The sequence below is a fragment of the Duganella sp. LjRoot269 genome (genome assembly GCF_964254095.1).
Classification (GTDB): domain Bacteria; phylum Pseudomonadota; class Gammaproteobacteria; order Burkholderiales; family Burkholderiaceae_D; genus Rugamonas; species Rugamonas hordei.
This window is the reverse complement of the sequence record NZ_CAXUSL020000001.1, coordinates 5,127,373-5,139,672: the sequence shown is the minus strand read 5'-3', so window position 1 is coordinate 5,139,672 and position 12,300 is coordinate 5,127,373. Positions and strand designations below refer to the sequence as shown.

Genomic DNA, 12,300 nt, shown 5'->3' with positions numbered 1-12,300 from the left:
ACTCCGTTTCAACCAAAGGTGAAGGCGTAGGCTTGTACGCCGGGATCGAGGAATTCAATGCTGAAGGTGCGGTCGGCGATGCTGCCGGACTGGCGCACCAGCTGGTACAGGCGCTGGCCGGTGATGGTGCCGGTGCCGTCGACGCCGACGTCGGTGCCGTGGTCCTTGCCCGGTGCGGCGCCGTCGATGGTCACGCGGAAGCGCACCGGCTTGCCATCCTTGCCGGGACCGAGCACCAGATGCAGGTCGCGGGCGTGGAAGCGGTAGACGATGCTGCCCCTGGCGTCGTTCAGCGTGACCTGGTCGGGCTGCGACAGCCAGTTGCCGGCCAGGCCCCACTGGTTCAGCGCCGGCTTGGCTGGTGCCGTGTACAGGCGGGCTTTGTCCGCAGCCTGTTTTTCAGCCGAGGCGAAGTTTTGTGCGCGCTCGTATCCCAGGTAGGTTTCCGGCGAAGCGACCTGGCTCATGTCGGCCGCCTGCTGGACGCCTTTCGCATCCTCCGCGCTGACGACGGTGTTGGTGACGTCCTTGCGGCCTGCCTCTTCCAGCAACTGCTGGATCACTTGTTCCGACTGGGCGTATTCGCCTTCGCCGAAATGGTGGTGGCGGATCTGGCCTTTGGCGTCGATGAAGTAGTGGGCAGGCCAGTACTGGTTGCCGAATGCGCGCCAGATGGCGTAGTTGTTGTCGACGGCGACCGGATAGGTGATGCCGAGATCCTTGATCGCCTTGCGCACGTTGCCGAGATCGCGCTCGAAGGCGAATTCGGGAGCATGCACGCCGATCACCACCAGGCCCTGGTCGCGGTATTTCTCCGCCCAGGCTTTCAGGTAGGGCATGGTGCGCAGGCAGTTGATGCACGAGTAGGTCCAGAAGTCGACCAGCACCACCTTGCCCTTCAACTGGGCGGCGGTCAGCGGCGAGGAGTTCAGCCACTCGACGGCGCCGGTCAGCTGCGGCAGTGTGCCTTCGACTTTGAGCGCGTCGGCATCGGCCGCCGCGCCGTGCATCGCCATCATGGCGGGGCCCTTGCCGGTCATCGCCGTGCGCGACATCATGGCGCCGCCGCTCATCATGGCTCCACCCTCAGGCGCCGCGCTGCGCGACATCATCGCCGCGCCTTGGCTGGCGGCTTGCTGCTGGTCGCGCGGCGACAGCGCATCGATCAGCTTCTGCTCCAGGCCCGCCGTCGCCACCGTCGACACCTTGGTCAGCAGGCCGGTATCGAGTCCGGTGGCGATCGCCGCCACGCCGCCCAGCATGGCCACGCCCAGACCGCGGCGCACCCATTCGCCGGCGCCCAGCGAGCGCTTCATCGCGCCGAAGACCTTGCCGCCGACGAGCAGCGCCAACGCCAGCGAAGTCGCCGCGCCTGCCGCATAGGCCAACAGCAGCAGCGTGGTGCCCACACTGGCGCCGTTCAATGCTGCGCCGGTCAGCACCAGGCCAAGCACCGGACCCGCGCAAGGCGCCCACAGCAAACCGGTCGCGATGCCGAGCAGGAACGACGCGCGTACGCCGGACCAGGCGCCAGCCATCGCGTCGCCGGACGCCGGGGCATTCGCCTGCTGCGCCTTGCTGGACAGCTTGTCGCCCAGCGCCACCAGCGGCTTGGTCAAGCGGTCCGCCAGGTGCGGGAACATCAGCGTCACACCGAAGAAGGCCATCAGCGCCATCGCCAGCCAGCGGCCGTACTGATTGGCCTGCACCACCCAGCCGCCGCCGACGGCGGCCAGCGTCGCCACCAGCGCGAAGGTCAGCGCCATGCCTGCCAACATCGGCAAGCCGCTGCGTACAAAAGGTTGTCCGGTACGGGCAAATACAAACGGCAGCACCGGCAGGATGCACGGGCTGAGTATCGTCAGCGCGCCGCCCAGGTAGGAAAGAAGGATCAGTAACATGGCATCCTCCGGTCAAGCCGCGCCGGGCGTGAAGCTCAGCGCCAGGCCGTCGATGCAATAACGCAGGCCGGTCGGTTCCGGGCCGTCGTCGAACACGTCGCCGAGGTGGCTGCCGCAGCGGCGGCACTGCACTTCGACGCCGCGGAAGCCCAACGCTGTGGTGCGGGCGGTGTAGACGCCGCGTTCCAGCGGCTTCCAGAAACTCGGCCAGCCGGTGCCGCTGTCGAATTTCGCGGCGGAAGAGAACAGCGGGTTTTGGCAGCCGGCGCAGAAGAATTTGCCGGCGCGATGTTCCTTGTACAGCGGGCTGCTGAACGGGCGCTCGGTGCCGCCGCGGCGCAGGATGTCATACTGGGCCGGAGTGAGGCGGGCGCGCCATTCGGCGTCGCTCAGGTTCACTTCCCAGGCGGGGGCCGGCGCGGCCTGCACCGCGCGCCATTTTAAAGCTGCGGCGCCTGCCATCAGGGCGGCACCGCTAGTCAGGAGAAATTTGCGTCTGGAAGTCATGAGAAGCTCCAAAGTTGGAATGTCGATGCAGCCATTGTTGTCCAGAAGGGCTGGCGAAATCCTCACGTAAACTTCAATTAATTGTGATACTTTCCAGGCCAGAAATCCCGCACAATGGCGCATTCCGACTTTTTCCGGCTCGACTGACCATGGATTTACCAAAACGCGTCCTGATCGTAGAAGATGATATGCCTATCGCCGATCTGCTGCGCCTGCATCTGCAAGACGAGGGCTATCAGGTCACCCATTGCGCCGACGGCAACCAGGGGCTGGCCCAGCTGCGCAACGGTGGCTGGGACGCGCTGATCCTCGACCTGATGCTGCCAGGCGTCGACGGCCTGGAAATCTGCCGCCAGGCGCGCGCCATGAAGACCTACACGCCGATCATCATCACCAGCGCCCGTTCCAGCGAGGTGCACCGCATCCTCGGGCTGGAGCTGGGCGCCGACGACTACCTGGCCAAGCCGTTTTCGGTGCTGGAGCTGGTTGCGCGCGTCAAGGCGCTGCTGCGCCGGGCCGACGCCATGGCCAAAAACCAGCGCAACGAGGGCGGGGCGCTGGAGCTCAACGGCGTGCGCCTCGATCCGGTGACGCGCCAGGCCGCCGTCGAAGGCCGCCCGCTGGACCTGACGCCGCGCGAATTCGACCTGCTGTACTTCTTCGTCAAGCATCCGGAAAAGGTGTTTTCCCGGCTCGACCTGTTGAACCAGGTGTGGGGCTACCAGCATGACGGCTATGAGCACACGGTCAACACCCATATCAACCGCCTGCGCGCCAAGATAGAAGCCGATCCGGCGGAGCCGAGCCGCATCCTGACGGTGTGGGGCAAGGGCTACCGTTTCGCCACAGGCGGCGCGGCATGAAGTCCGGATTTTCGCTGACACTGTCGCAGCGGCTGTCGCTGGTGTTCGCGGTGCTGCTGCTGGCTTGCTGCGGCGCGTCCGCGTGGCTGCAGATCCGCGCCAATATCATGCATGAGAAGGAAGTGGTGCAGGGCTTGTCGCGCGGCCTGGCGCGCAGCATCGCGCTCGATGCGCAACTGATGAACGCCGACAGCGATGCCGTAGCTTCCCCTGCGCCCGCGCCCGGCGCACCCGCCAGCGAAGGTCTCGGGCCCGAGGCCGTGCGCCGCCTGTTCGGCCAGCTGATGGTGGTCAATCCGAATGTCGAAGTCTACCTGCTCGACATGGAAGGCATGGTCGTCGGCCATGCCGCGCCGGCCGGCCACTTGCGGCGCAATCGCGTCGACCTTGAGCCTATCCGCCGCTTCCTCGACAAGCAACCCCTGCCGATACAGGGCGACGACCCGCGCAGCGAGAACGGCCGCAAGGTGTTCAGCGCCGCCGTGCTGCGCATGGGCGAGCGCAAGGTGGGCTACATCTACGTGGTGCTGCAAAGCGAGGAGCACGACCGCCTGGCGGCGCGCGCCGCCGCCAGTTCGGTGCTGCGCACCACGCTGTGGTCGATGGCGATCGTGGCCCTGCTTGGCCTGCTGGCCGGTTTGGTCGCCTTCCGCCTGATCACGCGGCCCTTGCACCGCCTGGCCGCGACCATGCAGCAGCTGGACACCAAGGCCGAGCAGCTGGTGCTGCCGCCGCCCGTCAGCGGCGGCCGGCGCGACGAGATCGCGATCCTGGAGCGCTCCTTCGGCGAGATGGCGGACCGCATCAACGAGCAGTGGCAGACGGTGCGCCAGCTCGATCACGACCGCCGCGAAATCGTGGCCAATATCTCGCACGACCTGCGTACGCCGCTGGGTTCCCTGCACGGCTACCTGGAGACGCTGTCGCTCAAGGACGACACGCTCGATGCGGCGGGGCGGCAGCGCTATCTCGGCATCGCGCTGGCGCAAAGCCGCAAGGTCGGGCGGCTGGCGCAGGCGCTGTTCGAACTGGCGCGGCTGGAGCATGGCTCGGTCGAACCGGAGATCGAAGCGTTTTCGCTCAGCGACCTGATACAGGATGTATTCCAGAAGTTTGAATTGCAGGCCGAGGAGCGCAAGGTGCGCCTGATGGCGACGCTGCCGCATCCGGCGCCGATGGTGCAGGCCGACCTGGGCATGATAGAGCGCGTGCTGACCAATTTGCTGGACAACGCGCTGCGGCATACGCCGGCCGGCGGCGAGGTGGAAATCGTCGTAGAACCGGCGCGTGATGGCAAGGTGCAGGTGACCGTCGGCGATACCGGGCCGGGTATCCCGGAGGCGATGCAGGAAGTGCTGTTCCGCCGCCCGTTCGCCTTGCGCGGCGAGCGCAGGGAAGGCGGCTTGGGCCTGCTGATCGTCAGCCGGGTGCTGCAGCTTCACGGCAGCAGGATCGAACTGCTCAGCGAACCGCAGCGCGGCGCCGTGTTCCGCTTTGCATTGGACGCGCAGGGCTAGCCGCGCGCCAGCATACAGCTCACATACAGCTTACGCGTCGATGAAGCGCATCTTGAAGTTGCGGCCCTTGATCGCGCCGAAGTCGCCGCCCAGCGGGTTGTTCTTGCTCAGGCGGTCGAACGCCTCGTAAGCGACGCGGCGGTCGATCGCCACATAGGTCTGGAATTCGAACACGTTGATCTTGCCCACTTGTTCCTTGGACAGGCCGGCGTCGCCGGTCAGTGCGCCCAGCAGGTCGCCGGGACGCAGCTTGTCCTTCTTGCCGCCCGAGATCACCAGCGTCATCATCGGCGCCGGATCGACGCCGTAGTCGTTTTCGTCCAGGCTGTCCAGGTCGAACCACTGCACCGGCGAGCCCTGGTATTCCTCGATCAGCTTGACCCACTTCTTCTCGTTCGGCGCGCACAGCGACAGCGCCAAACCTTTTTCATTGCCACGGCCGGTGCGGCCGACGCGGTGGATGTGGACTTCGGTATCCTTCGATACATCGACGTTGATCACCGCTTCCAGGTTCTGGATGTCCAGGCCGCGCGCGGCGACGTCGGTGGCCACCAGCACGGAACAGCTTCGGTTGGCGAACAGCACCAGGATCTCGTCGCGCTCACGCTGTTCCAGTTCGCCGTACAGCGCCAGCGCGGAGAAGCCTTTCGACTGCAGCTCCTCGACCAGTTCGCGGCACTGCACCTTGGTGTTGCAGAAGGCGATCGCCGACACCGGCTTGTAGTGGCCCAGCAGGCGGCTGACGGCGGTGTTGCGCTGGTCGAAGCCGATCTCGAAGAACAGCTGTTCGATCTGGCTGTTGTCGTGCTGCGCTTCGACCGTCACTTCGACCGGATCGACCAGGAAGGAATCGGTGGCGCGGCGGATGTCGTCCGGGTAGGTGGCCGAGAACAGCAGCGTTTGACGGCGTTTCGGGCAGGCGCTGACGATGCCGGCGATTTCGTCGTAGAAGCCCATGTCGGTCATGCGGTCGGCTTCGTCGAGCACCAGCGTTTCGACTTTCGACAGATCCAGCGTGGCGCGGCCCAGGTGGTCGCGTACGCGGCCCGGGGTGCCGACAACGATGTGGGCGCCGTGTTCCAGCGAGGCGATCTGCGGGCGCATCGGCGAACCGCCGGTCAGCACCAGCACCTTGACGTTGCCGGTGGCGCGGGCCAGGCGGCGCAGCTCATTGGCCACCTGGTCGGCCAGTTCGCGGGTCGGGCACAGCACCAGCGCCTGCACCGCGAACCATGCCGGATTCAGCTTGGCCAGGATGCCGATGCCGAAGGCGGCGGTCTTGCCGCTGCCGGTCTTGGCCTGGGCGATCAGGTCGCGGCCTTCCAGCACCGACGGCAGGCTTTGCGCCTGGATGGTCGTCATCTCCTTGTAGCCGAGCGAGTCGAGGTTGTCGAGGAGGGCGGGGGCCAGCGGCAGGCTGGAGAATGCAGTCGATGTCATGGTGTCGGACCTGTTCAAAAGGACGTAAGCACAGTCTAACAGGCTCCGTGCCGGCCCTGACGCTGTGAGGTGATTCGGATTTAGTTCGGAGCCCAGACCGGCAGGCCGGTCAGGTCGAGGGAGTCGTCGCGCACCCAGACCGGCAGGCCGGTGGTGTCGGTCGGCTCCAGCAGTTCGAGCTGCTCCTGCTTGAGCGTGGCGCGTTTGCCGCGCGGCGCCGGCGGGCGCTTTGCCTCCGGTTCGAGCGGCGCGGCGGGACCGAAGCCGGGCAGGTCGAACGTGGCGTTATCTTTTTTATCTCTCATCTGGAAAAAAACAAAAGCCCGGCTGCGGCAGTCGGGCTCAGTAAAATGTAATGCTTCAATGCGTGGGCGAAGTGTAACACAAAGCTTAAATCCAGCCCAAACTCAACGGAAGCTCAGCGTCCCCGTCAGGTCGCCCGGCGGCAGCGCATTGCGGGCGGCGAAGGCTTCGTTGCGCACCTTCAGGCCTTGCAGCAGCGGCAGGTCGTGCAGGCGCGTGATGAAGCGCAGGATCGAGGTGGTGTCGTAGAAGCTGTGGTCGACGGCGCCTTTTTTCGCGTACGGCGAAATGACGATGGCCGGAATGCGCGAGCCCGGGCCCCAACGGTCGCCTTTCGGCGGCGCCACGTGGTCCCACCAGCCGCCGTTTTCGTCGAAGGTGACGATGACGACCATGTCCTTCCACTGCGGCGATTTCTTCAGGTGCTCGATCACGTTGGCGATGTGGGCGTCGCCGGACTCCACGTCCGAATACCCGGCGTGCAGGTTCAGGTTACCTTGCGGCTTGTAGAAGGTGACCGCCGGCAGTTTGCCGGCCAGCGCGTCGGCGATGAATTTGTTCGAGATCGGGCTGTCGCCCAAGCCACCGTCGCGCAGGTGCTCGGCGCGGGCGGCGGTGCCCGGCGCGAACTGCTTGAAGTAGTTGAACGGCTGGTGGTGATACTGGAAGTTGGGCTTCTCGCCGCCGCCGCGCGCGTCCAGCGCCGCCTGCCACGCGCCGCCGTACCACGCCCAGCTGACCTTCTTGGCCGACAGCAGGTCGCCGATGGTGTCGTAGGTTTGCGGCGGCAGCGTGCCGGCGTCGTGCGGATCGGCCAGCAGCGGGTCGCCGTCGAAGGCGGGGCGGATGTAGCTCGGCTGGTAGGGCGGCGCCATGGTGTTGACCGCGTAGCCGTCCGGCGTGATCGCGCCGTTGTTGACGTAATGCGGATGGCCGTCCATCGCGGAGGCCGGGCTGTCCTTGGCGACGGACAGGCGGTAGCCCGTCGGGCCGTCGTCCAGCACGGCGATCTTTTTCTTGGCGGCGGTGTCCTTGGCGTTGAAGTATTCCGGCGTGCGGCCGGAGACCAGGAACTGGTGGTTCAGGTAGGAGCCGCCGAAGGCCGCCATGAAGAAGTTATCGCACAGCGTGTACTGTTCGGCGATCTTCCACAGGCCGAGGTTCTTGCTGGTTTCGCCGTAGTAGCCCATGACCATGCCGCCGGTATTGCCCCAGGCGGCGAAGCCGTCGTTTTTGCCCCCGTTGATCTGCATCTGGTTCTGGTAGAACAGGTGCCACAGGTCGCGCGTGATGACGGCTTCCGGCAGCGGCTTGCCTTCGGCGTCGACCAGTTTGAACGGGCCGTTCGGCAGGTTCTTGATGTCGTCTTCCTTGAGCGCGTACTTCTTGCCGCCGACATCCTGGGTATTGGGCACCATGCCGCCCCAGACCTTCGGCAGCGCCGGCAGCACCGAGCCGTCGAAGTCGCGCTGAAGGCAGGCGGCGGGCGGCACGGCCGACAGTGGCGCGGCGGTACCCGGGAAGTTGGCGAACAGGTTGTTGAAGCTGCGGTTTTCCAGGTAGATCACGACCACGTTCTTGACGCTGGCCTTGAGCTTGGCGTCCAGCGAACCTTTGGCCGGCTGTTTGGCCGGCGCGGCGGTGGCCAGCGTGGGCAGGGAAGCGGCCATGCCGGTTGCGGCTGCGGCCTGGAAGATGCGTCGGCGTGAAGGGTTGGCGGGAACGTCCTGATCCTGCTGTGCTGCTACCTGAACTTGATCGTTCACACACGCCTCCTAGGCTAACCAAAAAGGACAATTGTGACAGTTTTATGACAACTTGTGTACATCAAGGGAGGAGCAATTTGATACGATTGCTGACGTCATGCGCGCATTGCGCTGTGACCTCGGCGAACTTGCTGGCGTTGCGAGCACGCCAGTCAACGGACCGAACATGGTCGGCCAAAACAACGCCGGTCACATGATGATGGGGGGCGGCCACGGTGGGTACTTCGAATGGATAGCCTTTGGTCTGATTGGTGACGGGGCAGCAGATGGCCCGGCCGGCTGCCGCATTGTAGCTGGCGACCGAAAGTACCAAGGCTGGCCGGCGGCCTGCCTGTTCATGTCCTGCCTGGGGCGTAAAGTCCAGCCACACGACATCGCCGCGATCGGGGATGTAGGCCTTTGTCACCATGCTTCGTTCCCTGTGGCCTGATCCTCCAGCAAAGGGCTGTGGCGATTCTCGGGAGTTATCCGTGCGATCAGGTCTTCAAGGTTTTCGGCGGCAGGTTCGAGAAGCAGTCGCCCGGGCTCTGTTTTTAAATCGAGCTTCTGGCCTATCTGAAGACCCGCCTCCTTCAATGCCGCGGCAGGAATCCGCAGCGCGGCGCTATTGCCCCATTTTTGAATTTCAACCAGCATTTCCGCCTCCGTCAAATGTTTCTACATTGTAGATACAGTCGGGCATAAATTTCGAGACTGAAAAAGAAAAAGCCGTTGATTCTTGAGAAGAATCAACGGCTTACCGAATCTGGTTGCGGGGACAGGATTTGAACCTGTGACCTTCGGGTTATGAGCCCGACGAGCTGCCAGACTGCTCCACCCCGCGTCTGAGGCCCGAATTATACACAGCCCTTTTGCATTCCGCAAGGGTCAAAATAAGAGCCACTTATATTTCGATAATTTTTTTAAGTGGCCCTTATGTTTATCGCATTCTACGCGGCCGCCAGGCGCCACAGCGACGTCACCTCGGCGGCACGGGCGGCGTGCAGGGGATCGGTGGTGTCGGCGGCGCGCGGGTGGGTCGGGCGGACGTCGTGGCGGTCGACGACCTTCAGGCCGGCGGCGGCGATCCATGCCATCAGTTCCTCGCGCGGGCGCAGGCCCAGGTGCTCGGCCAGGTCGGACAGGATCAACCAGCCTTCGCCGCCCGGCGTCAGGTGCGCCGCCAGACCGGCCAGGAAGCCGCGCAGCATGCGGCTGTCCGGATCGTAGACGGCGTATTCGATCGGCGAGCTCGGACGCGCCGGCACCCACGGCGGATTACACACCACCAGCGGCGCCCGGCCTTCGGGAAACAGGTCGGCTTCCAGCAGCTCGACCTGGCCGTCCAGGCCCAGCCGCGCCAGGTTTTCGCGCGCGCAGCTCAGCGCGCGCTGGTCCTGGTCGGTGGCGATGATGCGCGCCACGCCGCGCTTGGCCAGCACCGCCGACAGCACGCCGGTACCGGCGCCGATGTCGTAGGCCAGCTTGACGCCGGCCGGCAGCGGCGTGTTCGCCACCAGTTCCACGTATTCTCCCCGCACCGGCGAGAACACGCCGTAATGCGGATGGATGCGCGCATCCAGCGCAGGAATCTCGACTCCGGTGCGGCGCCATTCATGCGCGCCGATCAGACCAAGCAGCTCGCGCAGCGAGGCGACGAAGGGCTCCTCGAAGCGGCCGTAGGCTTCGTTGCAGGCCAGTTGCACGTCCGGCGCGCGGCGCAGGGGGATGGTGTAGCCGGCGTCGAACGGAATCAGCAGCATGGCCAGCGTACGGGCGCGCTGCGATTGCGCCTGGCGGTGCAGGTGGAACGCTTCGGTCGGCGTGGCGGGTGTCTTGGCCGGCTTGGCTTTCTTGGCCGGCTTGCTTTTGTGGTCGGCGCGGCGCGCCAGGGCCTGCAGCAGCTGGCGGGCGTTCTGGAAGTCGCCGCGCCACAGCAGGGCGGTACCTTCGCAGGCCAGGCGGTAGGCCACGTCCGCGTTGGTGCGGTCGTCGGCGATCATCACCCGTTTCGGCGGCGGCATGCCGGCTTCGGAGCGCCAGCGGGCGCTGTGCTGCACGCCGTTTTCCTCCCAGTGGATCTGTTGCTGCGTCGGGGAGGCGGTGGTTTGTGCGGGCATGTCGGGGCAATCGGTAGGAAGAATAAGCGGCAAAAACACCGGCGACGGGACTCATCCCTGCCGGTGTTCTTGTAATGAGGTGCTTATTATACTTGGCGGTCAGGCTGTGGCGGCTTTGGCGTCCGGCGTGGCATCGCTGGCGGCGGGCGCGGCGACCGGATCGGCGGCCTGCGCGCCGTAGGCGTCGGCGGCGGACTTGGCCTTGTCGGCGCTGGACGGGGCGCTGTAGGTATTGGTGTCCTTGCTGTCGACCAGGTTGAGCAGGCGCAGCGACAGGTTGCGCAGCGTGTTGCGGTCGATGCCGTTGCTGGTCTGGCTGTTCTTGTCGTCGCCGGTCGACAGCGCGGTCTGCAGGTCGCGGCCGATCAGTTTGAACAGGTCGGCCAGGGTGCCGGGGAAGTCGATATTCGGTACCTGCACGGTCGGCAGGTTGTCGCTGCCGGCGCTGTTGGAGGCCACCGGCTTGTTGCCGGCGGCCTGGGTGTCCGGCTGCTGGGCCGCGCCGGAGGACTGGCTGGCGCCGGCGGTCAGGTCGTAGTTGTACTGGACTTCCACCTCGAAGTCGAATTTGCGGCCGTCGGCCGTGGTGATCGTGCCCTTGCCGATGAAGTGCGAGCTGTCGCTCAGCTGGAAGGCGGCGGCGTCGCTGCTGCCGTTCGGGCCGGAACTGTGCTGGACCGCCACGCCGAAGCTCGATTCGGTTTCAAGGCTGGCCGAGTCGAAATCGATGACCGCGCCCTTGGCGGCGTCGCCGAACAGCGAGTTGGTGAAGCTGCTGAGGAAATTCTGGGCGAAATCGACGGTGGCATTGCCTACCGACGCCACGTGTTTTTGCAGGTCGAGGCCGTCGCTGGACAGCGAAGTCGGCGCCGAATCCGTGCTCTTGGCCAGCTTGCCGGCGCTCGTGGCGCTGCTCTTGCTATCGCCGTATGGATTGGCGGCGTGGGTGGACGCCGGCAAGGAGCGGGCGCCAAGGGCGGGGATGGTAGACATGGCAAATTCCGTTTGATATTACTTCTATAACGGTATCCCCGCCGATTTCTTGAGGGCCGCGTGCAGATTTAATGATGGTGGGTCCAGCCTTCCGGCGCCGCCAGGTAGGAGGCGACGGCTTCTTTCTGGCCGATGGCGTGGTGTTTGACCTCGCCGCACTGGCAAATTCCCAGGTAAGGCTGGATGTGCGAGCAAGCCGATACTTTTTGCAGGCGGACTTGGACGGCCTTGGCGCATTTGGCGCATTTGAAGGTCAGGGTGCGTGGTGCTTTTAACATGATTGCGCTTTACGGGTGACGGCAAAGGCGGGATTTTATCACTCAGGCGTAGATGTCGAGCTTGGGCGGCACCAGCGGTTCCTGGCCATAGGTCCGCTGAACTTTGGACGTGGCCTGCTCGACCTGCTGCGTCGCCAGTTCGGCACGGGCCTGCAATTCCAGTTGCGCCGCCTGCGCCGCGACGGCGCGGTCGGCGCCGGACGGATCGGCCGGCGCCAGCGCTGCGGCCTGGATGGTGCGGGCGCGCTCGATGGCCTCTTGCGGCGTGCGCCCGGGCGAGGTGTCGATATGGACTTCGCCGCCGATGGCGTAGTCGACGCCGTTCGGCCCGCGCTGGTAGGTGTAGGAGGCGCCCGAAGTGGCCAGTCCGCCCGCCGTCGCCAGGTGGGCCTGTTCGTGCTGGCGCACTTCGGTGTCGCGGGCCTTGAGCTGGGAAACCAGGGCCAGCGCCTCGGGCGTCAGGTTGGTGGCCGTGTCGCTGCCGGAGAAATTGGTGTTCGGCGAGGAGGCGGTCGACGCCGAGGCCGGCCCCGCCGGCGTGATGGACGACGGCACCTGCGCCGGCTGCTTTTCGCGGGCCGGTGGCGGGCTGGCGGAACTCGGTGATATGGCGCCGATGCTCATGATGCCTGG

The 12,300-nt window shown here is 65.5% G+C and carries 13 protein-coding genes and 1 tRNA gene; 2 read left to right on the top strand and 12 right to left on the bottom strand.

All coding sequences use genetic code 11. From position 1 onward, the window contains the following. Positions 1-8 precede the first annotated feature (8 nt). Positions 9-1,901 carry a cytochrome c biogenesis protein DipZ gene (locus ACSQ3S_RS22935; protein ID WP_436143891.1) on the bottom strand — a complete coding sequence of 631 codons (1,893 nt, stop codon included), beginning with the start codon at positions 1,899-1,901 and terminating at the stop codon, positions 9-11. 12 nt (positions 1,902-1,913) lie between these two features. Then, positions 1,914-2,408 (bottom strand): peptide-methionine (R)-S-oxide reductase MsrB, encoded by a 495-nt coding sequence (msrB, locus tag ACSQ3S_RS22930; RefSeq protein ID WP_436143890.1) that lies wholly within the window; start codon positions 2,406-2,408, stop codon positions 1,914-1,916. Between the two features lie 149 nt (positions 2,409-2,557). Between msrB and ACSQ3S_RS22925 the strand changes: the two genes are divergently transcribed. After that, positions 2,558-3,271, top strand: coding sequence for a response regulator transcription factor (locus tag ACSQ3S_RS22925; RefSeq protein ID WP_176651643.1), 714 nt, complete (start codon positions 2,558-2,560; stop codon positions 3,269-3,271). Next, a complete protein-coding gene (locus ACSQ3S_RS22920; protein ID WP_413448683.1) occupies positions 3,268-4,788 on the top strand; it encodes a sensor histidine kinase in 1,521 nt (506 codons plus the stop codon). Before ACSQ3S_RS22925 ends, ACSQ3S_RS22920 begins: the two co-directional genes overlap by 4 nt. A gap of 30 nt (positions 4,789-4,818) precedes the next feature. Here ACSQ3S_RS22920 and dbpA read toward each other — a convergent pair whose 3' ends face one another. The 10 genes from dbpA to ACSQ3S_RS22870 form a co-directional block, all read right to left on the bottom strand. Then, complete coding sequence (gene dbpA, locus ACSQ3S_RS22915) at positions 4,819-6,228, bottom strand: ATP-dependent RNA helicase DbpA (protein WP_176651641.1); 1,410 nt, start codon at positions 6,226-6,228, stop codon at positions 4,819-4,821. Positions 6,229-6,308: 80 nt separating this feature from the next. After that, positions 6,309-6,533, bottom strand: a complete 225-nt coding sequence (locus tag ACSQ3S_RS22910) for a hypothetical protein (protein WP_176651640.1) — start codon at positions 6,531-6,533, stop codon at positions 6,309-6,311. A gap of 102 nt (positions 6,534-6,635) precedes the next feature. Further along, positions 6,636-8,297, bottom strand: coding sequence for an acid phosphatase (locus ACSQ3S_RS22905; protein WP_436143889.1), 1,662 nt, complete (start codon positions 8,295-8,297; stop codon positions 6,636-6,638). 61 nt (positions 8,298-8,358) lie between these two features. Then, positions 8,359-8,706, bottom strand: a complete 348-nt coding sequence (gene mazF, locus ACSQ3S_RS22900; RefSeq protein WP_436143888.1) for an endoribonuclease MazF — start codon at positions 8,704-8,706, stop codon at positions 8,359-8,361. Beyond that, positions 8,700-8,933 carry an AbrB/MazE/SpoVT family DNA-binding domain-containing protein gene (locus ACSQ3S_RS22895; RefSeq protein ID WP_436143887.1) on the bottom strand — a complete coding sequence of 78 codons (234 nt, stop codon included), beginning with the start codon at positions 8,931-8,933 and terminating at the stop codon, positions 8,700-8,702. The genes mazF and ACSQ3S_RS22895 overlap by 7 nt, the downstream gene beginning before the upstream one ends. Before the next feature lie 110 nt (positions 8,934-9,043). Beyond that, positions 9,044-9,120: transfer RNA gene (locus tag ACSQ3S_RS22890), tRNA-Met, on the bottom strand. A 106-nt stretch (positions 9,121-9,226) separates the two neighbouring features. Then, positions 9,227-10,396 (bottom strand): N5-glutamine methyltransferase family protein, encoded by a 1,170-nt coding sequence (locus ACSQ3S_RS22885; RefSeq protein ID WP_176651636.1) that lies wholly within the window; start codon positions 10,394-10,396, stop codon positions 9,227-9,229. Between the two features lie 99 nt (positions 10,397-10,495). Next, a complete protein-coding gene (locus tag ACSQ3S_RS22880; protein WP_436143886.1) occupies positions 10,496-11,389 on the bottom strand; it encodes a hypothetical protein in 894 nt (297 codons plus the stop codon). A 68-nt stretch (positions 11,390-11,457) separates the two neighbouring features. Further along, positions 11,458-11,667 carry a hypothetical protein gene (locus ACSQ3S_RS22875; protein WP_176651634.1) on the bottom strand — a complete coding sequence of 70 codons (210 nt, stop codon included), beginning with the start codon at positions 11,665-11,667 and terminating at the stop codon, positions 11,458-11,460. A gap of 42 nt (positions 11,668-11,709) precedes the next feature. After that, entirely contained in the window at positions 11,710-12,291 is a 582-nt protein-coding gene (locus ACSQ3S_RS22870) for a putative metalloprotease CJM1_0395 family protein (RefSeq protein WP_436143885.1), read from the bottom strand. Between the last annotated feature and the right edge of the window lie 9 nt (positions 12,292-12,300).